General features: G+C 59.6%; 8 protein-coding genes and 1 pseudogene. 1 reads left to right on the top strand and 8 read right to left on the bottom strand.

The genetic code is table 11. From position 1 onward, the window contains the following. The first annotated feature begins 37 nt into the window (after positions 1–37). Positions 38–2,266, top strand: a complete 2,229-nt coding sequence (locus HP062_RS00155) for an autotransporter outer membrane beta-barrel domain-containing protein (protein ID WP_172790571.1) — start codon at positions 38–40, stop codon at positions 2,264–2,266. 177 nt (positions 2,267–2,443) lie between these two features. Here HP062_RS00155 and HP062_RS00150 read toward each other — a convergent pair whose 3' ends face one another. The 8 genes and pseudogenes from HP062_RS00150 to HP062_RS00125 form a co-directional block, all read right to left on the bottom strand. Continuing rightward, positions 2,444–2,998: a DUF4174 domain-containing protein gene (locus HP062_RS00150; protein WP_172790570.1), complete on the bottom strand. Its 555-nt coding sequence runs from the start codon at positions 2,996–2,998 to the stop codon at positions 2,444–2,446. Positions 2,999–3,189: 191 nt separating this feature from the next. Further along, a complete protein-coding gene (locus HP062_RS00145) occupies positions 3,190–4,686 on the bottom strand; it encodes a sensor histidine kinase (protein ID WP_172790569.1) in 1,497 nt (498 codons plus the stop codon). Positions 4,687–4,778: 92 nt separating this feature from the next. After that, on the bottom strand, positions 4,779–5,789 hold the full coding sequence (locus HP062_RS00140; protein WP_172790568.1) for an SCO family protein: 1,011 nt from the start codon (positions 5,787–5,789) through the stop codon (positions 4,779–4,781). A gap of 17 nt (positions 5,790–5,806) precedes the next feature. Continuing rightward, positions 5,807–8,614 (bottom strand): multicopper oxidase domain-containing protein, encoded by a 2,808-nt coding sequence (locus HP062_RS00135; RefSeq protein ID WP_154911529.1) that lies wholly within the window; start codon positions 8,612–8,614, stop codon positions 5,807–5,809. Between the two features lie 182 nt (positions 8,615–8,796). After that, a pseudogene (locus HP062_RS30845) lies at positions 8,797–8,956 on the bottom strand (two-component sensor histidine kinase); the annotation flags it as partial. Positions 8,957–9,042: 86 nt separating this feature from the next. Next, positions 9,043–9,447 (bottom strand): hypothetical protein, encoded by a 405-nt coding sequence (locus HP062_RS00130; protein WP_158080554.1) that lies wholly within the window; start codon positions 9,445–9,447, stop codon positions 9,043–9,045. 216 nt (positions 9,448–9,663) lie between these two features. Beyond that, positions 9,664–10,347: a calcium-binding protein gene (locus tag HP062_RS31370; RefSeq protein ID WP_372242831.1), complete on the bottom strand. Its 684-nt coding sequence runs from the start codon at positions 10,345–10,347 to the stop codon at positions 9,664–9,666. Then, entirely contained in the window at positions 10,329–20,648 is a 10,320-nt protein-coding gene (locus HP062_RS00125) for a peroxidase family protein (RefSeq protein ID WP_372242740.1), read from the bottom strand. Before HP062_RS00125 ends, HP062_RS31370 begins: the two co-directional genes overlap by 19 nt. Positions 20,649–21,303: the final 655 nt, after the last annotated feature.

Raw genomic sequence — 21,303 nt, 5'->3', positions numbered from 1 at the left:
GAATCCGCGCTCATTTCCATGCAGTCGGCGGATCGTTATGTTTACTTTTGGTGTACCGTTTTCTCGTGTCTCCCTGTCCGGGGCATTGTTGATGCTGGGCTGCGCGCCTGCCGGCGCCTTTGCTGCCAGCTGCGACTCGCTCAACTGCCTGACAACGCCTCAGGCCAATGTAGCGGTGAACGATGGCTCGACGATTTACGTCGGTACGGGCGGCACTCTGACCGATAGCACCGTGAGCAATGGGTTCATCCAACTTCTGGACGGCGGGCGCGCGAACGGCACCACAGTCGATGGCAGTGGAAGGCTGAGTGTCTATGACTCTGCGGCGGCATTCAGCACCGTCGTTGAAAACGGCACCATGGTCGTCGTCGGTTCAGCCACAGCCCTGCGCACCATCGTCAACGACGGCAACCTGGAGGTGGCGCAGAACGCGGTGGTCAGTGATACCCAGCTCAAAGGCGGCACTATGTGGGTGTATACCGATGCCACCGCCAAGAACACTTTCGTCAACAACAGTCAGATGACCGTTTACGAAAACGGCAATGCCGACCGCACGACGGTCAATGACGGTGGCGAACTTTCCCTCAGCGAGAACGCCTCGGTCATCAACACCGTGGTCAATCAGGGCGGGATGATGGATAGTGGGGCTGGCCCGCATATCCACTTCACCACCGTCAATCAGGGTGGCCTCATGGTGCTCGGCGACCTGGCCGAAGCCAGTGACACAACGATCAATTCGGGTGGTGTTCTGCGACTCAAGGGTGATGCAGTGCTGGGCGGCGCGAACCATATCACCGGTCAAGTCACGTTCGCCGATCCGGCCATCAACGGTTTTCACACGCTGACGATTAAAGGCCCGTTGACCGGCAATGGCAGCTTCCTGATGAACACGGACCTGGCCTCACTGCAAGGCGACCTGATCAAGGTGCAAGGGCCGATCAGCGACAGCCACACCCTGGTGGTTGCCGACTCCGGGAACGCGCCGAGCGGCGAGCAGCAGCAACTGATGCTGGTGGATGGCAACGGTGGCAGCGGTGATTTTAAACTCCATGGCGGGACCGTCGATGCCGGCGCCTACCGCTACACCCTGCAACAGCACGACGACGATTGGTTCCTGGCCAAACCAGGCGACAACATTCCTGATCTGGATCCGGTAGATCCGGTAGATCCCATAGATCCGGCAGATCCCGTAGATCCCGTAGATCCCGTAGATCCGGTAGATCCGATCGATACGGTCGATCCAGTCAACCCGGTGACCCCACCCGTCACTGAACAGCCAGACAAGCCAGTCATCGCCCCGCCACCGCAAACGCCGCAACCGATCCAGACTCACCCTGTTCCTCAGGCAAAAGTTCTCAGCAAAGGCGCCAACGCGGCGGTCGCCAGCCACGCCGCCTCCGCTGCGCTGATCGGCGCGCAGATGAATGCGACGACCCAGCATTTTGGCGATCTTCGTTCGGGTAAGGATCAGGGAGGTCTGTGGATCCGTGGCTATGGCACTGAACAACGCCTGGACACAGGTGCCAGTCGCGCGTTCCAGCAACAGGTCAACGGCCTGGAAATCGGCGCCGACACGGCCCTGTCCTTTGCCGACGGTAGGCTGTATGTGGGCGGCTTGCTCGGCAAGGGTCAGGCGCGGCAAAACTTTGGCGAGGCCAGCAATGGCACGATCGACAGCGCGACGCTGGGGGGTTATGCCGCCTATCTGGACCGCAGCGGGATGTATGTCGATGGCGCGCTGAAATACAGCCACCTGAACAATGACGTCGACATCACCAGCAACCTCGGCGACAAGGTCAAGGCGCGCTACAAGAACCACGCCGTGAGTGCTGACGTTCAACTCGGCAAGACTATCGACCTAAGCCAGGGCTGGTTCGTTGAACCCCAAGCGGGGCTGCAGGTAGCGCGCATCAGTGGCGGCAGCTACACGGCGAGCAATGGCCTGAGCGTTAAACAGGATTCGATGGTTTCGCTGCAAAGCCGTGTTGGCGGGGCGTTCGGGCGAAATCTGCAGCCAGGCAATGGCGTTGCGGTGAAACCTTACGTCAAGGCCGCCTGGATCACCGAACATGCAGGCGACAGCACAGTGAACGTCAACGGGGCAAAACTCGACAGCCGCTTGCCGGGTTCACGAGCCGAGGTAGCGGGTGGCGTCACTGTGACGGCGGTTGAAAAACACAACTTCTTCGCCGAAGCGGGCTACACCAAAGGCAACGATATCGAACAGCCTTGGGCGCTGACGGTCGGCTATCGCTACAACTGGTAACGCCCCCAACCCTTGTGCCAAAAGGGCATCCCTGTGGGAGCGGGCTTACCCGCGAAGGAGCTGGCACATCCAACATCAAGGTTGCCTGTCAGACCGCTTTCGCGAGCACGCTCGCGCCCACAGTGGGTGGCGACGTTTACAAGAATCGGAGTCTGCTCACCCGGGGTCAATAGGGATTCAATCGTCAGGCATTTCAGGAGGCTTGGCCGGTTTTCCCGGTTTTGCACCCTTGGCGCCTTTGGCGGCCGGTTCGGCGACGACGGGCGTTGCGACTGTCGGCGGTGCGGCTTCTTTTTCGGCGGCTGGCAAGGCGTCGATGGTGTCGAAAATCTTCTTCAAGTCGACCGACTTTGATTCATCCCCCGAACTCTCGAACTTCTTCTCGCCATCCTTGCCCACCAGGATGACTTTGGGAAACGCCCCCGCGCCGAGTTTCAGCGAGCGGATCAGCGCCATGGTGTCCTGCTGGCCGAGATCCTTGCCGTCGAGCTGACCGAACATGTTCAGCACGGTGTACACCCTGATATTGCGTTGCTTGACGCCATCCTTGTTGGCCGGATCGTCCATCGCCTTTTTCAGGCTCACCCAGACCGGGTCAACGGTACTCGAAGCAATCACAATCAGTGGCCGGGATCTGCCTTTGTCATTGTCCAGCGGTGAGCCGTCTTCGGCGGCAAGCAAGGGGCCGGCGAAAGCCAGCAAGGTAGTCAGGGTCAAAGACCTGATGAGCATGCGCATCTCCTTTTGATATCCACGCTCTAATGATTGCGCATCGCGGCGATCGTTCCGGGTGACGCACCGCAATTGTGTTCCGCCTTGACCAAAGCTTAGGTCAGGGCGGTCATTGCGCAACAGGCTGAGCTAATCTCATCCCTTATGACGATACACCTGATCCGCCGTGAGAACCCGCCATGAGCGCTCCATCATCCTCGACCAGCGGTATGCTGTGCTCCGTACTCTCCCCCCGTTGCCACTTTAAAGTTGAGACAAACGCGGGTTCCTGCCTGCTCCTGGCTGGTCAGCTCGACCGAGCCCTCTAAGCGTTCCATTATCCTTTTGACCAGGGCCAGGCCTACGCCCAACCCGCCTTGTTTGGTGGTAAAAAACGGCTTGAAGACCATTTGTTGCTGTTGCTTGGTCATGCCCTTGCCGGTATCGCTCAGGATCATGCACACATGGCCCGTCTGCGGCGATTCAATCTCGATACTCAGCACGCCGCCCCTGGGCATGGCTTCCAGGGCGTTGGCAATCAGGCTATTGAGAATTTGCGTCAGCAACACCTGCTGACTAACCACTGGCGGGCAGACCTTGGGTGTGAAACGGACTTCAACGCCGGAGCGTTTGATCAGCGCGTCGAAGGCACCCAGGGTGTCATCAATGATCAATACCAGATCCACCGCCTCATAGTCGTCATTCATCGGCCGCAACGACATCAGCAATTCACGAACCCAACGCGACATGCGATCGACCTGATTGATGATGTCGCCGATGTTCTTTTGCGTATTCTGGCTGGCGATTTCCTGGGCCAGTTCGGCGCTCGATCGAATGTTCGCCAGCGGATTGCGCAAACTGTGGGCCACGGCCGAGGACATTTCACCCAGCGCCACGAAGGTTTCGTTGGCGATCAACTGTTTCTGCTGGCTCTCGAGCAGCTCGGACGCACGCCAGACAATCCAGAATAGCGCGAGGTAAATGACGACACCACCAAGCAGGGTCGCCAGCCAGATCGACTTGAAACCACGCTGGATGCGCGCCACCAGGTCCGCAGGTTCTTTGTAGATCTCCACCATGGCGATCACTTTGCTTTTGTCGGCATTGAACATCGGGATGTAGTTCTCGATGAACAAGTACTTGGGTTCGCGCAGCAGCATCTGTTCGGGACGTTCTTCATCGATCTGGTGGTAGCTGGTGGACACGGTTTCCTTCATCTCAAAGGATTCGTCCAGCTCCTTATCATTTTCAATGCGCACGCCGACCAACTCCGGGTTGGTCGACCAGACCACCGTGCGATCCAGAGCGTACACCACCGCCAACAGCGTGTCCGGCAAGTGTGCGACATGATCGAGAAACTCTGTGCGGGCAGCCGCACGAGAGCCCGGATCGACGTCGGAATAGGAATTGTCACCTCGAGGATCGAGCATTTCGCCCATGGTTCTGTTCGGGGTAATCGAGGCGTGGCGGATTTCGGCATCACCAATGGCCTGAATGAATTGCGCGGTCAGCATGGAATCGCGCTCGATGCTTTCCTCGACGACGAAGCGCGTAGATATATAACCCAGCCCCAGCGCCACGGCGGCGATGATGAAAAAACTGCCCAGGGAAAACCAGCGCAGCAGATTGAACTGGCCACGCAAGCCCGTGCCTTCTCCTGCCGCCGTGTGCGGCAGCGCAGGTACTTTTTGGCGCTGGAGTATCTGCATGGGTGGCTCCTGAGTACTGGACGAAGCCTTTTCATCGGATCAGTGCAGGTGGCATTGATCGAGCCCGACGGCTCAATGATTGTATTCAGCTGCTATTGCAACTGCGCCGCCTGCAACGATTGTTGACGGTCAGTTTCTTCCTGCAAAAAATCCATGATGGACTGCGCTGCGTCTTCATCCAGGCGCAGGTTGGGCATTGGAATCTTGTCAAAGCGCTCAAACAGTTCCAGCGCAATCGGGTCCTTTTCGGCAAGCATGCGGTCCGGTTCGCGGATCCAGCGATTGAGCCAGACGGGGTCTCGCTGACGGGTCACGCCGATAAGGTCCGGGCCGATGCTGCGCATGCCGATGCCCTGCCCGTCTTGCGGCCCGAGGCTGTGACACGACGCGCAACGGGTGCGAAACAATTCTTCTCCGTTGCTCGGCGGACGAATCTCGGGCGCATTGGCGTAGCTCCCTTCGGCACTGGCCTGCTTCCAGTTCTGCAAGGTATTGGCCAACTGATCGGCGAGGATCCACGGGTTCTCGAACGGCGAGGCTTTCATCCAGCGACCGGTGCTCTGGTTGCCAACGATCAGGCTCAGGTTGTGATCCTTGCTGCGTCCGTTGTCGACGCCTTCGATAAACAGCCCGAGTTTTTTTCGCAGGTCGGTAACGGCCTCGAATTCGCCGGTGAGAAACTGCCAGCCCGGTCCCACCTTGAAGCGCTGGGCGTAGGCTTTAAGCACCTCGGGGGTATCGCTCAGCGGGTCGATGCTGATCGAGTAGAAAAAGATATCCTTCCCGACCCGGTCCCCGAGCAACTGTTGCATTTGGCGCAGGCGCGCGGTTTCCAGCGGACAGGAGTCGCTGCACGTGGTGAAGATGAAGTTGATCACCACCACTTTGCCCTTGATCAGGTCCTCGAAAAAACGCACCTGCCGACCGTCCTGATCGGTCAGCAAGGTGTTGGGGAAGTAATCGCCGCCCCAGGGTGTCGCCGATTCCGTGGGCGACGGTGCACCTTCATGAGCGAGCAGCAGCCAAGCGGCCAGCACGCCGGTGACCAGCAGCAAAATCAGGTGCATGCCCAGGGCGCGGGAGCGCGGCGTAGTTGATGTCATGTCGGCTCCCCTGCGGATCATGGTGTGACCGCTGCTTTGGTACCGTAGCCGTCGCCGGTGCGGAAGGTTGGCAGCGCAGCGGAGTTCACGTAACGCACGCCATCCCAGCTCGGCAACGGAGTCGGCATCAACTGCACTTGCCCGGGTTTTTCAACGTCCCAACGCAACAGCATTGAGTTGTCCTCATGCTGAGTGTTGTGGCAGTGCTCCATGTAGGTGCCGGCGAATTCGCGAAATTGGATCGCAATCTCGACATTGTCCGTACCATCCTTTTCCGAACCGACGCGATACACGTCCTTGCGTGCCCATTTTTCCCATTCCGGTGGTGGCTTGCCGCCACGGCTGAGGATGATCCCTTCCTCGAAGTGCACGTGCACCGGGTGGCCCCAGCCCGTGTCATTACCCTTGATGTGCCACACTTCCAGCGTGCCGAAGCCCGTGGCGCCGGCGTCGGTCGGACCGCTGGCCAGTTTGGTCGAGGTGTTCAGCCGACGTGGGTCCATGCGAAACCCGAAACCGCCGTCGGTCTTGACCGTCCAGGGTGCTTCATCGGTGCCATCAGAACGGCCGAAGGTAAAGGTGCGGTGACGAGCCTGAGCCAGCAGCGCCTTATCGGCCGCATTGTCGCGATGGATTTTCAGCGGGATCATAAACAGGCCTTCAGCCTTGCCCGGTTTGGCCGGCTCATAAGCGGCCGGGTCCATGGCCAGGTCCTGACCGGTGTAAGCCTTGACGTTGAGTTGCAACACCTTGCCTACCGCCGGATCACCGTCCTCCCACTTTGGCCCCTTGCTGGTTTGCTTGATGATCGCCCGGTACTTCTCGGACAGCACGTCAGCCAGGGCGACGGGTTCTTCCGGACCCTTGCCGTCTTGGTGCACCAGCAGGTTGACGAAGAACAGCTTGTCGCCTGGTTTGATCCCGTTTTTCGAGAAGTTAACGATGATGTCGAAACGCTCGGCGATGCCCAGGGTTGGCAGGATCGCGTTGTGGTTCTGTTTGTCACCGTCGGCATCCAGGTCCATGGTGCCGTCGAACGGCACGGCGTGTTCCATGATATTGCCGTCGTTGGCGATCAGGTGGAACGGCACCCGGGCATACGACACGCCCGACCCGACAGGCCCTTGGAACTCGCCGCTGGTGCCCTTGATCTCGCGCACCAGCGCCATCTTGAAGTAGCGCGACACGGAGCCGTTGAGCATACGGAACCGATAGCTGCGGGCACGGACGTCCAAGGTTGGTTTCCACTTCCAGTTGACCAGCACCTGGTCACCGAGGAAGCCGGCAGTGTTGAAGGGGTTGAACCACAGTTGACCGTTCTTATCCCACGCCTTGTCGGCAAACATCAGGTTGACGTCGTAGTCGCGGTTACCCCAGGGCAAGGCGCTGCCGCTGGGGAGGCGCAGGTTGACGCCGTCATTCACCGATTCATTGGCGCGGTCCAGGGCGCTGTAGTAGTTCATCATCGCCGCGTTGCCCTTGTAGACGTTCTGCGCGGTGAAATCGAGCATGTGGTCGTGGAACCAGTGGGTGCTCATGGTTTCGCGCCAGTCACCGCGGATTTTGATCATCCCGTTGTCGCAGGTTTTGCGGCCGGGGGCGAGGTCGTTAGTCCACAGGGTTTCGCCCGGCGAGCACGGAAACGCTGCACGCGGGTCTTCAGCCTTGGTGTTGATGCTGTCGTAACCGGCCAACTGGATCGGCCAGCGATAGTCGTAGAATTGCCCAGGGAAGAAAAACGCATTGGTGTAACCGTCGCTTTCCGCCGGTACGTGGCCGTTGTGTTCGTGGGTGGTGATGGTGTGCAGACCAAAACCCATGTTCGCCGACGGGTCGATCGGCAAGCCGTTGTAATGACGCATCAACACAGGTTGCCCGTACCGCACCATGAGCAATTTTGGCGGCAAGGTGCCGTCGAAGGTCCAGACCGAGTTGTGTTTCTGCACCGGCATTTTCGGGTGAAAACGCGGTTCAAATCCTTTGGAGGTGCCAGCTGTCGCTGGCACGCCAGCCACGTTGTAATAGAGACCACTGGGACCGAACTCACCCACGGCATAGCGGTGCATCTGGCGACTGTCACGCAAACCGGTATTCACCCGTGCGCCGGCTTGCACGGTCTTGTAGGCCACCTGCGGGTAAAACTCGTTCCAGCGTTGGTGCGACCAGCCTTTTCCTGGCGGACGGCCTTCAGCCGACGAGCCGATACGGCGGTTGAGGAAAAATTCAATCTGCTTCTGCCAAGGGTTGCGGTCGACCACGTTGGAATACTGGCTGGGGAACGGAGTCAGGCCTGGTTGACGCAAGAACGCGTCGAGCGCCGCACTCGGCGGAGCGCTGCGTGCGACGCTGGTGGGATCTTGTTGTGGCAGCGGGCCAATGGCGGCGGGTGGAAACGGCAACAGTGCCGCCGGGGTGGTGGGGTCGAGTTTTTCCACACCGAATTCTTCGAACAGCGCCAGTGGTTGAGTGAACGGCAGAGCACCATACAGCGGACTGGGTTTTCCGTTGGTGGGGTAATTGAAACTGGTCTGCAGCGCTGGCGGCAGGATGTTTTCCTTGCGCGTGGTGTCTTTGCTGCCTTTGACGCCACCCGGCAAGTCGAAGGAATCGAGGTTAGCCGGGGGCATGGTCAAAATGGCGTTCAAGGCGCCTACTTTGTCAGTCGGTTCGTCGTAGTACGCTGAAGGGTCGGAGGGTTCGGGCTGTCGTTCGTCGTCGATCGGGCTGGCGCGCAGGTTTGTTGTGCCGAGCGTCATTGTCAGAAGGACGCTCAGGGGCGTCAGGAGACCAAACCATTTGCAGGGGTGCCGCGCTTTTCTGTCCATCACCAGCCGCCTCTAAATCGTGAAGGGGGTAATGGGAGGAGTGCAAGGAGTTCGCCAGATTCGTAATGTTCTATACAAAGCATCAATACCCAGCAGAACAATGGCTTATCAACATCAATTTGCCATGCCCAAAAAGCGACTGGGGCATGGCACCCGCTACTGGGTAAAGTTCTTCCCCATATTCAGGGAATTCGCTTGAACAACAGGCGGACACACCGTGCCGTCGCCCTCGCTACTTTCCCCACTGAACACCCCGCCGCACCGCTCCATCATCCGCTTGACCTGCACCAGGCCACCTTGCCTGGTGGTGAAAAAAGGCCGGAACGCCAGGCTGCGTTGCTCCAGGATTTTTGCGACAGGAACAGCCCGGCGTCTTATCAGCTTGTTCAGCAGTCAAGAGTCCGTGGGAAGCATTCATCACGTTTGGATTACAGGTGGCGGGCGCGTCGAAAACCGATCAACAGAAACAGGGTGAACAGGCCGAGGACAAATCCAAGACCAATCGCCGGGTTTACCACTGGCTCAAGGTGATCTTCTTCGCAGGCAGTGCTATTGAATTGCGCGACAGTAATTCGCTGATGATCCATCGAAGACCGCGTTTGGCCAATTTGGATCGCCGCCTGTTGCTCTAGATCCAACGCCTGATACTTCCAGAGCGTTGAAGATCCTTCTCGGCAGTAGGTAAATTCAGCGGGATGTGAAGCGGCAATAATACAAGCGTCGTTGATGCCCATTTTTTGCAGCGTTTCTGTTGCGGATCGGGTGAAGTCCAGCTCGAAGACCGGAATGATCCCGGTAGCAGAAGCGGTGAGCGAAACCAACAGGCTGCTCATGGCGCAGGTCGTTGAAATGTTCAAGGTCGGGCTCCCCTATTTCCATTCCCTGGTCAAATGTTGATCGAGCGTTTCCCACGAACCGACATACCGGCGTGGCAGAGTGGTTCACGCATTTTCGGCCGAACAAACGGCCAGAGTTTTAAAAAAAACGGAGGGCATCCATTGCCCTCCCCTCCGATGTCCACGCTCCCTGCGACATTGTTGATCAGAACCTCAAGTGGCCAGAATGAAGTCTGCGGCAGTGACGGTTGTTGCATCGGCCACACCGACCAGGCGGATGGATTCAGGCCCTGCGGAGCTGATCAAGGTATCCGCACCGATATCGGTGATGATAACGATGCCGGCAAAGGTCGCAGCAGTGACGCCGAACGCGGAAATATCGAGCCGGTCCTGGCCTCCCACCGCGTCGGCATCGAAGCCGATGATCTGATCGGCCCCGAAGCCCGCTGCGAACATGAAGATATCGTTGCCACTGCTGGCAACCATCATGTCGTTACCGGCACCGCCAGTGACCGTATCGTTGCCAATTCCGCCATCGATAAAGTCAATGCCGGTTCCACCCAACAATATGTCGTTAGCGTCACCACCGAGCAGCGTGTCGTTGCCTGATCCACCATTCAAGACATCCGCCCCATCACCGCCGTCGAGGCTGTCATCGCCATTACCGCCGTTCAGGGTATCGGTGCCAATGCCACCGAACAGTTGGTCGTTGCCGTCGTTACCATTGAGGGTGTCATTACCCGCTCCGGCGGTGATGACGTTGTTCAACCCGTTGCCGTTGCCGACGAAGTTGCCGACTCCGGTGTAGGTCAGATTCTCGACATTAGCGCCCAGCGTGTAGCTGGCCAGCGAGGTCTGCACGGTGTCCGTACCGCCACCTAACACCTCGACCACCACGTCCAAGGCTGCGTCGACGACATAGGTATCGTTGCCGGCGCCCCCACCAACCGGTCAGCACCTGCACCGCCATTGAGGAGGTCGCTACCCACCCCGCCGGTGATGATGTTGGCTAGCGCGTTACCGGTACCGGTGAAGTTTGCGGTTCCCGTATAGGTCAGGTTCTCGACGTTGGCACCGAGCTGGTAGCTCGTCAGACTGGTCCGCACCAGATCGGTACCACCACCCAGCGCCTCGGTGACAAGGTCACCGACGTTGTCGACCACAAACGTGTCGTTGCCGGCACCGCCGTTCATGGTATCCGCGCCGAGTCCACCGTTGAGGGTGTCGGTGCCGTCCTCGCCATTGAGGACGTCGTTGTCGTCTCCGCCGTTGAGGATGTCGTTGCCCGTGCCGCCAAACAACTGGTCGATACCGGCCAGGCCATTCAGCGTATCGCTCCCGCCCAGGCCAATCAGCACATCGTTACCCGCAGTGCCGGTGAGGGTGTTCGCAAACGCATTGCCCTGCAGGACCACGCCACTCAGTACCGTTACTGCCGCCGTCGCCGCAGAGGTCACCGACTCCAGCGTGCCGAAGCCATCGGTGTAGCGCACGATCACTCGCAGTTGCAGATTGCCCTGCGCCGCACCCGGGGTGAAGGTCGCAGCAGTCGCACCGTTGATGTCAGTGAAGGACACACCGACACCTTGCTGCCACTGGAAGCTGAAGGTGCCCAGCCCATCCGCATCGACAATCTCGCCCGTCAGCGCGGTTAGCACCTGCCCTTGATTCGGTGTCGTATCGCTGATCAGCAATGCGCCTGTCGGTGCATCATTGGCGTTGGCCACCGGCCCCAGGGTGTTGGATGAAACGCTTTCGGCCGCACCGAAGTCATCCACGTAACCGATGACCACGCGCACTGCTTGTCCGACCTGAGCCTGGCCAAGCGCGAACGTGCTACCGGTAGCGCCGTTGATGTCGACGAAGCCAGACCCGTTGTTCGCCTGCCATTGGTAGGTGAACTGCGGATTGCTCAAGCCATCGACGTCGATGATGCTCGCCGGATCAGCGGTCAACACCTGGTTCTGCACGGCAAGCCCGGTTAAGGTTGGCCCTGCAGTCGGAGCATCGTTGACGTTTTCCACCGGCCCCAGGATGTTGGACGAAACGCTTTCGGCCACACCGAACGCATCTACGTAACCGATGACCACGCGCACTTCCTGATCGACCTGAGCCTGGCCAAGCGCGAACGTGCTACCGGTAGCGCCGGCGATGTTGACGAAGCCAAGCCCGTCGTTCGCCTGCCACTGATAGGTGAACTGCGGATTGCTCAGGCCATCGAGGTCGATGATGCTCGACGGGTCAGCGGTCAACAGCTGGTTCTGCACGGCAAGCCCGGTAACGGTCGGCCCTTCGGTCGGTGTGCTGTTCCCGGACGAATCGACGATCTCCAGCGTGCCCTTGGCATCCTGGTACACCGCCCGGACGCGGATGTTCAGACCTGCCACATCGTCCGTCACCCGGTAGGTGGTGCCGATCGCCCGCGTTGCCTCGCCCGCAGCGAGGGAGGTGATGTCATCATAAACGCCCGTGCCGGCAATGGTTTCGACCTGCCAGTAGTAAGCCACCCCGCCAGTCACCGCACCCGTCGGGTTGGTCCCGTTTTGGTTGTCCGCGTCGTGTACCGCCCGATCACTGACTCGCAGCAACTGGCCGGCAACAGGCGTTTCGTCACGCACACCGGTTGCAGCATCGAGGATTGCCAGGTGACCCGATGGGTCGTTGTTTTGAGCGGTGCCCACTCCGGACGATTGCGCCACGTCAGCGAACTGCAGACGCTCGATGCCTGTCAGGCGATCGACGCCATCACGCCCCGCCACCGAGTCGGTCACGATGACAGTGTCGCCATCGATCTCGATGCCGTATTCCCCCAAATTACCGGAGAACAATGCAGTGTCGTAGCTGTCATTGCCGGTCAGAATCTCCCGCACGATGACCAACTGGCCCGGGTTGTAAGTACCGTTCAACATAAACGGCACCAGCGGCTCCATGCTGTCGAACGTGGCGATTTCCTCGCCAGTACCATCGACATTTTCCCGCACGCTTATACGCACGTTCAGCCACTTGTCACCATCGATGATGTCGTCACCACCGCGACCTTCGATCAGGTCGCTGCCGCTGCCGCCGAGGATGATGTTGCCGCCGTCGAAGAACGTTGCTCCGGCGGGCAGAAGATCAACCAGGCCGTCGATCAGGTTGATATTGGTCAGCACACTGCCAGTTGCACCGGCGCCAGGCAGTGTTGTGGCATCTTCGTTATCACCGCGCAGGTAGTCACCGTGCGATGAACCCGACAAACCTTCCATGATGTCGAACCGCACCAGCGCCGAAGCCCCCGAACCCGGCACCGGCGGAACATCGAAAAAGCGATCGGTGAAGTCGATGGTCACGCCCTGGGCGAGCCCCTTGAAGGTTGCCCAGTCATAGCCGGAGCCACCGATATAGCGGTCACCCAGGCCGAGACTGCCGACCATGATGTCGTCGCCGCCCTCGCCGTTGAACTTGTCGTTTTCGCTAGCGCCGATGAACACATCGTGGCCGATTATCGGGTCGTTGCCGAGCGGGTCGAAGTTGTCGCCAGGCGCACCGTCCGACGTGCCCTTCTCGATCCAGTCGTCGCCTTCGTTACCCATGTCCTGTTCGTTGGCTTTGCTGCCCAGAATGAAGTCGTTGCCGTGGCCACCAATAGCCTCGGAGGCGTCCTCGCCGGTCACGATGAAGTCATTGCCGAACCCGCCGATGATCAGGTTGACGCCATTGCCACCGTGCAGCACGTCGTTGCCGTCGCCCCCCTGGATGTTATCGTCGCCGCCGCGGTCAGTGATGATGTCGTCGCCGGCGCCACCGCGCAGTTGGTCGTTGCCGTCACCGCCTTCGATGACATCGTTGCCGCCGTCACCCCAGACCGTGTCATCGCCTTCACTGGCGATGAGGATGTCGGCATTGTTGGTGCCGCCCAGCACGATGTGCTGATCACCCGTGTACTTGATGTAGTTGGTGTCCGGTCCTGCGGTCAGCGGGTTGTCGCGGAACACGACCTGCTCGCCGTTCTCGCCAAGCGGATCAGCGTTGCCCAGGCCATCGTTGTACTGCTTGCTCTGGTCCCTTTCCAGATAGAAACCAGGGTCCGAGAACACCAGGCCCGGCAAGTGCGTAGCCGAGGTGTTGGCCATGATCAGCTTGGCGAACGAATTGCTTTCCAGTTCGGCATTCATCGACAGGCCAGCCGTACGCTCCAGATAGTAGAAGCGGTCGCCGTCCTGCAGTTTTTCCAGCTGGTTCTCGAACACGAAGTTGAAGGTCGAGCCGAGCATGCCGCCGAACGGGGTTTTCTCTTCGGCCAGGCCGCCGATCCAGAGATCGATGGCATCTACGCCCGTGATCGTCACTCCCTTCAGATCGTCGGCAGTTCCCATCACCCCATCTTTGCCGGCCAGCGTGACGTTGGCCCAGGTACCGGTTCCGTTGAGGAAGTCCAAGCGGTCAGCCGGCGCATCATCACCACCAAATACCAGCGCCATGGCTGCAGCGCGTTTGGCTTCCAGTGTGGTCGCCTCCGTGATCGTGCTATGCGTGCCATAGGCTGCGATGAAGTTGATCAACGACTCTGGATGCTTGAGGTGCTGCACCAGGTCGACCCAGCTGATGTAAGGCTTGAGTTGGGTATCACCGGTTTGGCTGTAGATGTCGCGGCGGACCGCATTGAGCGAAGGAATCCCCACATCGCGGCCACGGGCAATGTTGATCGCTGGCAGGTCGAGCGGCAGGCCGAGCAGGTTGTTGCGCAGCGCCTCGGTGACGAACTCGTCGATTTCGTTACCGGCTTGCCGAGTCATCCCACGCACGATCGCACTGGTCGCATCTTCGGGCGTCACGCCACTGGCGGCATACGCCAACGGGTTGAGGAACGCCGCGATCAGGCCGAGTTGCTGATCAGGATCAGCGCTGTTCGGATCGCCGATCACGTTGAAGTCGACGTCGAAGCGATCGACGGTCTCGGTCAGCATCGAGTGGCCAAACCGGTACACGGTATGGGCGAACTCGGCGACGATCGAGGCATCGAGGTCAACGTCATAGACCTGGGTCGGAGCAAAGAACAGGTCAACGTTGGGCTGGATGGTCCGCGCAAACTCCTCGAACACCAGGTGCTGATACTGCATCTCGGTGCCGAACTTGGCAGCCTGGAACAAGCGCTCGCCATTCCACACAAGCGCATCGATCTCAGCCTGGTTGGCGGGCAAAGCGCTCACCGGAGTGAGCAGCCACTCGTTGAGGAAGGCTACGTCACCCGAATCAAGCACGGTGTCCTTGGTCTGCGCGACCAGCCGATTATGCTCGGAGTGGAAGATCGCATGCACCGCGGTCAGGCCGATGTTCTCGTTGACCCGGCCGTCGCCAGCGATGTAATGCGCATCGAGCAACTCGTTGTCGTAGGCCAGGTTGGCCCCGGTCTGCGGATTGAACGGCACTGCGTTGCCAGTATCCGAATCCGCGTCAGGCACGAGCACGCCACCGCTGAACACCGGCGCTGCATTGTGGGCAATGTCGGCGAGGAACTGGTGACCGGTACGCACAGCGTTGGTCAGGCTAATGGGGTCAAGCGGATTGCCTTCGACAAGGACGTCATCAGCCGTGCCACCAAGACCGTCAGCGCCCTTCATCACGACCATCGGGAAGCCGTTCGGCCCCTTGATGAAATTGCCATAAGCGTCGGTCGCCAACAGCGGGGAGTTGTCGACGTCGGCGTCGGTAAGGCGGATACCCAGAATGTCGTTGGCCTGCGCCTTGACCACTTTCCAGGTCGCCATACCACCGATTTCGGTGTCGTCTGCGGTACCAAACTTGCCATCCGCCCCCAGGTCACGGTTAGTGATCAATCTGCCGGTCGCGATGGGGCCGTTGTCGGTCAGCTCATAACCGCGCAGGAAAACCTGGTGTGATGGGTGCGAGCTGTAGGTCTGGTTTTGATCCACGAATGGCGACGTGGTGTTGGTGTGCTCATGGATGTCGTCGGCCGTGCCGAGAACGCCATCCGCCCCGGGCAGGTTGGTCGCGCGGGTCAGCACCATGAAGTTGGTGTTGCCACCGGGCACATACAGCGGATCATCCGGTTGCAGCGGGATGAAGATCGTGCCCGAACCGCCTTTGGTCACCAGGTCCAGACCGTGATCGAAGAACTGCCCGAAGAAGGTCATCCAGGCGTTGAACGGCGCGGACAACCCTGCGTCCGACGCGGTGTTCTCGAACAGGTACACATCATGGTCGTCGGCAGTACCGAACTGACCATCCATGCCGGGGCTGGCGACTATTCGAGTGCCATCCTTGAGCACGTCGTCGTTCCCCTCTGCGCCGAAGTTGAGCACACCGTCCGCACCCGGGTCGTAAGCAGTGGCATAGGCCGCCGGGTTGTTCGACGTCTGGTCGACGATCAGATTACTGATCGTGCGCGGCTGCGAGTCAAACACAAAGCCGCTGTTCTGCTGATACGACGATCCCGGAATGGCCGGCGAGCCGGGGCCGAAGAAGCCGGCAGGAGCACCTTCCGCCGGATTGAAGACCGGATCGGTCAAGCGCGGGAAGGTGTTATCCGCGGCACCAAACTCGGTGTTGTTGATGCCGTTGAGGTTCATCAGGTTGTTGTTCGAGCCGTCGACCGCACGCAGGCCCAACGGCGCGCGGATATTCGGGATCAGCGAGAGTATGTCCTGACCGGCCGCATCAGCCTCGGCAATCTTGATCTGATCAAGGATGAAGTTGAGGTCGGAGCGGACCATGTTAAGGCCCTCGCCCCCCGCAGTGGCATTGACTACCGGTGTCTGCGCCGTCGGCACAACCGGCTCGCCGGGAGCCACCACATCAGTCGGTTGCGAGAACACCACTTCAGTCGTGCCGTGACCATCCTGGTAGATCGCTTTGACCCGCAGTGCCAGCCCGGCAAGATCCGGCGAGACCTTGAACGTGGTGCCGTCGGCACTTTGGAACGCCAGGTCACCCGCTGGCAGCTGGATGATGTCTTCGAACACGCCGGTGCCGGGGTCGGCTTCGAACTGCCAATAGTAGGACACCGAGGCATTATTGACGAAACCCTGCGGGTTACCCACCGTGATGTTGTCGGAATCGCGCACTCCGGCCATGCTCACCGTCAATGTGTCGCCCACTGTGATCGCGCCGCCGTTTCCATCCGCGACGGTCGGTCTGCCCAACGGTTGTGCGTTCAGATCCGGCACCAGCACTTGCTGGGTATCGGCGAACTGCAGGCGTTCGATATGCAGCAAGGTATCGGTGCCGTCGCGACCCGCTTCGGTATCGGTCACTGTCCAGACATCGTCCGCCACATTGGCCGTGCCTCGGGTGTCACGCGTCACCACATACTCAGACTGAAGGCCGGAGAAAACGGCAGTGTCGAAAGCCGCCCCGCCTGTCGAAGTGCCGGGCAGGATTTCCCGCACGGCCTTGAGCTGACCTGGGTTATAGGTGCCGTCGATCATGAACGGAATCATGTCGACCATGCTGTCGAAGGTGGCGATTTCAGGGCCGGTATGGTTGACGTCGTTGGGGCCATACACCGCAATTCTGACGTTGATCCATTTGTCGCCATCGATCAGGTCATCGCCACCACGCCCCTCGATCAGGTCACTGCCATTGCCTCCGAGGATGATATTGCCCGTGGCAAAACCAGTGGTCGGCAAGCCGGCATCGGCCAGGAATTGCTCCAGTCCGCGAATCAACGCCACATTGGTCAGCGCACTGCCCGTGGTCCCGCCGTGGTCGGCAATCGTGACCGCATCAACATTATCGCCCTTGAGCACATCGCCAAATTGCGAACCGGACAAGCCTTCGACCTCGGCAAAACGGTCGAGGATCGAGGTCGGCGAGGCACCGACCGGATTGAACGGCCCGTTGTTCTGGTTTGGCGCGTTGCCGTGTGGTTGCGCCAGCGTGGCCATGGTCAGGTCAACGGTCACGCCGACCCTGTCATTTTTGTAAGTCACCCAGTCGAAACCGGACATGCCGTCCATATTGTCCTGGGCATCACTGCCGACAAAGATGTCATCGCCACCCTCGCCGATCATTTCGTCGAAGCCACCACCACCGACAAAGATATCGTTGCCGATCACGTCATCATTGAGCAACGGCGAGGCGTTATCGCCTGGCGCGCCGTCCTGGGTGCCGCTTTCGATCCAGTCATCTCCTTCATTGCCCGTAGCTGGCAGGTTGGTCTTGGCACCGAGGATGAAATCGTCACCCTGACCGCCGAAGGTGGTGCTGATGTCTTCGGTGGTGATGATGAAGTCCTGGCCATCGCCCCCCAGGATCAGGTTGCCGCCAACCAGCATGCTACCGGCGACGATCACATCGTTACCGGCATTACCTTCCAGACGGTTGTCACCGAACGAGTCGGTGATGATGTCATCGCCCGCGCCGCCCAGTACCGCATCGTTGCCGGCGCCGCCTTCGAGGCGGTCGTTGCCACCGTCGCCGTAAAGGGTGTCATCGCCCTCACCGGAGACGATGATGTCATTGCCAGCGGTGCCACCCAGGACGACATGGTCTTCGCCGGTATATTGCAGATAATTACTGTCCGCCCCCACGGTGTCGGGGTTATCGCGGATCACCAGCGGCACGATTTCCACACCGTTGATCATGAGGCCGCCAGTTGGATCGGCGCTGCCCGCGCCAAGGCCAGTGAACTGATTGGCCTGATTCACTTCCAGGGTGTAAGTAGGCGTCAGGAACACGGTGTTCGACAGGTGTGTGACATCGGTGTTGAGCATGATCAGCTTGGCAAAGGAGTTGTTTTCCAACTCGGTGCCGAAGTTCAGGCCCGCGGTACGTGACAGATAGTAGAAGCGGTCGCCGTCCTGCAACGCCTCCATCTGGGTCTCAAACACGAAGTTGAACGACGAACCGAGCATACCGCCGAACGGCATCTTCTGCTCGGCGAGGCCACCGACCCAGAAGTCGATATCGTCGACGCCCGTGATCGTTACACCCGCCACGTCGTCGGCAGTACCCAGCAGCCCATCCTTGCCGGCCAGCGTTACGTTGCCATAGGCACCGGTACTGTTGAGGAAGTCCAGGCGGTCAGCCGGCGCATCATCACCACCGAATACCAGCGCCAGGGCTGCAGCGCGTTTGTCTGCCAGCGTGGTCGCCGCCGTAATCGTTTCATGCGTGCCATAGGCTGCGATGAAGTTGACCAACGACTCGGGGTGTTTGAGGTTGTCCGCGAAGTCTGCCCAACTGATGTACGGCTTGAGTTGGCTGTCGCCGGTTGATGAGTAGAACTCACGCCGCGCCTCATTCAAGGTCGGGATACCCGTGTCGCGACCACGCGCCAGATTCAAGGCCGGCAAATCGAGGGGCAGACCGAGCAGATTGTTGCGCAACGCTTCGGTGACGAACTCGTCGATCTCGTTGCCGAGCTGGCGGGTCACACCGCGAATGATCGCCCCTGCCGCTTCGTCTGCAGTAGCGCCACTGCCGGCGAATGCCAGCGGGTTGAGGAAGGCCGCGATCAGACCGAGTTGCGAATCCGGGTTGTTCGGGTCAGTGAGCAGCGGATTGAACTCGGGGTCGAAACGATCGACGGTCTCGGTCAACATCGAGTGACCGAAGCGATACACCACATGGGCGAACTCGGCGAGGATGGCCGGGTTGATCGAGGTGTCATACCCGTTGGGGGCAAGGAATGCGTCAACCTGCGGCTGAATGGTCCGCGCGAACTCTTCGAAGACGAGGTGCTGGTACTGCATCTCGGTGCCGAACTTGGCGGCCTGGAACAGGCGTTCGCCGTCCCACACCAAGGCTGATATTTCGGCGAGTGTCGTAGGCATTGCGGCGACGTCGTCCACCAGCCACTCATTGAGAAACGCCAGATCGCCGGCGGCCAGGATGGTTTGCTTGGATTGCTGGACCAGGCGGTTGTGCTCGGAGTGGAACACATGGTGCACGGCGGTCAGGCCAATGTTTTCGTTCGCCCGGCCGTCGCCGGCAATGTAGTGGGCGTCGAGCAGTTCGTTGTCATAGGTCAGGTTGTTGCCGCCCGCACCCACGGGCTGCGCATTGCCGACATCGGCGTCGGCATCCGCTTGCAGAACCCCACCGACGACGACCGGCGCGGCATTGTGGGCGATGTCGTCGAGGAAACCATGTCCGGTGCTTACGGCGTTGGCCAGACTGATCGGCGCATCCCGGTTGCCTTCGACCAGTTGCGTGACGTCATCAGCCGTCCCGGCAATACCGTCGGTACCGTTACTGGTGCGCATCACCACCTGCGGCATACCGTTCGGCCCCCGGATGAAGCTGCCATAGGCATCAGTCGCGAGCAACGGCACGTTGTGCACATCGAGGTCGGTCAGGTTGATGCCGAGAATGTCACGGGCCTGGGCTTTTACCACTGCCCAGGTCGCCATGCCGCCGCTTTCGCCGTCGCCATCATCGGCCGTGCCGAATTTGCCATCAGCGCCGAGATCGCGGTTGGTAATCAAGCGCCCCGTTGCAATAGGGTCACCGGCCGCGTTGAGGACGTACTCACGCAGGAACACCTGGTGCGACGGGTGCGAGCTGTATGTTTGGCTCTGGTCTACGAACGGTGAGGTGGTGTTGGGCTGACCATCATCGGAAGTGCCGACAATTCCGTCCGCGCCGGCCGTACGCACTGCACGTGGCAGCACCATGAAGTTGGTCGGGCTGCCCGGCACAAACAACGGATCGTCCGGCTGCAGCGGAATAAACACAACGTCAGTACTGCTCTTGCTGAGCAGATCAAGGCCGTGGTCGAAGAACTGGCCGAAGAAGGTCATCCACGAGTTGAAGCCGGCGGTCAGGCCGGCGTCCGGCGACTCGTTGGGGATGAAGAATACTTCCTTGTCGTCGGCCGTGCCGAACACGCCGTCCAGACCGGGGCTGATCACTGGGTCAGCACCACCGTTCGCAGCGACAGCGGCCGGGTTGTTGGCGGTCTGGTCGTTGATCAGGTTACTGATAATCCGTGGCTGCGGATCGACCACCGTCCCTGTCCCGGCGTACGACGCACGATACGAAGCGTCAAGCAGGCGCAGGAAGGAATTGTCCGCAGCGCCAAATTCGCTTTGTCCGGCGACCAGGTTGTTGTAGCTGCCATCGACGGTTCGCAGGCCGTATGGCACCTGACTGTTGGGTAGCAAATCACTAAGGCTGGCGCCGTCGGCATGCGCTTCTGCGATGAAGATTTGCTTGAGAATGAACTCCAGGTCCGACTTGTTGAAATTGGCCATTTCGATTGCCCTCGATCTATATGGGAAAGGCTCGGGACGAATAAATCCTCCCGCGCCAAGTCACGTGCTGGCTTGCGCAGTTCGTTGGTTCAGTGTTTGGCGAGAGCAGGCGTGGGGCAGGCAAAGCCGTCCCCTGCGCCGGTGAATGCGCGCCTGGAATTCGCTGGATGAAATTGCTCGCTGAGCGTTTAGGCAGAGCGATTCCGAGCCACTGGTGGGCCATGGAATCGGGAAGTCGAAGCGAACTTCCTGAACAGCTCCGTCACGGTGCAACAGAACAAAATGATCGACATGCCGTGCTCCTTCAGGACCACCGTGCCCTGCACTTTCGAAGCGATGGCAAGATTCAGACGGGCGCCCTTGAACATGACTAAAGTTCTATAGCAATGCGATGTCAATATTACGACGTAAAAAAATATCATCGTCATTGGACATGCCAACTTACTGTTATTAAACGACATATAAATATTCATACGAACTACTAGAGCGAAATGTTATTTCAAACTGTATCGCTAGAGAGACAAACGCCACCTACGCTGCTGCATGTGAACATAAAAATTTACGGAACTTTTCCAGGAACGCTATGGCTTGTGTCCGCGAGAAGCATTCGCAACTACATCTATGGTTTTTCACACATTTTCCTTGCTGCTTTTTG

Source organism: Pseudomonas sp. B14-6 (assembly GCF_013260315.1).
In the GTDB taxonomy this organism is placed as follows: domain Bacteria; phylum Pseudomonadota; class Gammaproteobacteria; order Pseudomonadales; family Pseudomonadaceae; genus Aquipseudomonas; species Aquipseudomonas mandelii.
This window is presented reverse-complemented; position numbering and strand designations above follow the sequence as displayed.

What these genes read in the sequence shown, in the direction of transcription:
- HP062_RS00130 (WP_158080554.1), bottom strand. Translation starts at nt 9,447, where the DNA reads ATGAGCAGCCTGTTGGTTTCGCTCACCGCTTCTGCTACCGGGATCATT.
- HP062_RS00140 (WP_172790568.1), bottom strand. Translation starts at nt 5,789, where the DNA reads ATGACATCAACTACGCCGCGCTCCCGCGCCCTGGGCATGCACCTGATT.
- HP062_RS00155 (WP_172790571.1), top strand. Translation starts at nt 38, where the DNA reads ATGTTTACTTTTGGTGTACCGTTTTCTCGTGTCTCCCTGTCCGGGGCA.
- HP062_RS00145 (WP_172790569.1), bottom strand. Translation starts at nt 4,686, where the DNA reads ATGCAGATACTCCAGCGCCAAAAAGTACCTGCGCTGCCGCACACGGCG.
- HP062_RS00135 (WP_154911529.1), bottom strand. Translation starts at nt 8,614, where the DNA reads ATGGACAGAAAAGCGCGGCACCCCTGCAAATGGTTTGGTCTCCTGACG.
- HP062_RS00125 (WP_372242740.1), bottom strand. Translation starts at nt 20,648, where the DNA reads ATGGCCAATTTCAACAAGTCGGACCTGGAGTTCATTCTCAAGCAAATC.
- HP062_RS00150 (WP_172790570.1), bottom strand. Translation starts at nt 2,998, where the DNA reads ATGCTCATCAGGTCTTTGACCCTGACTACCTTGCTGGCTTTCGCCGGC.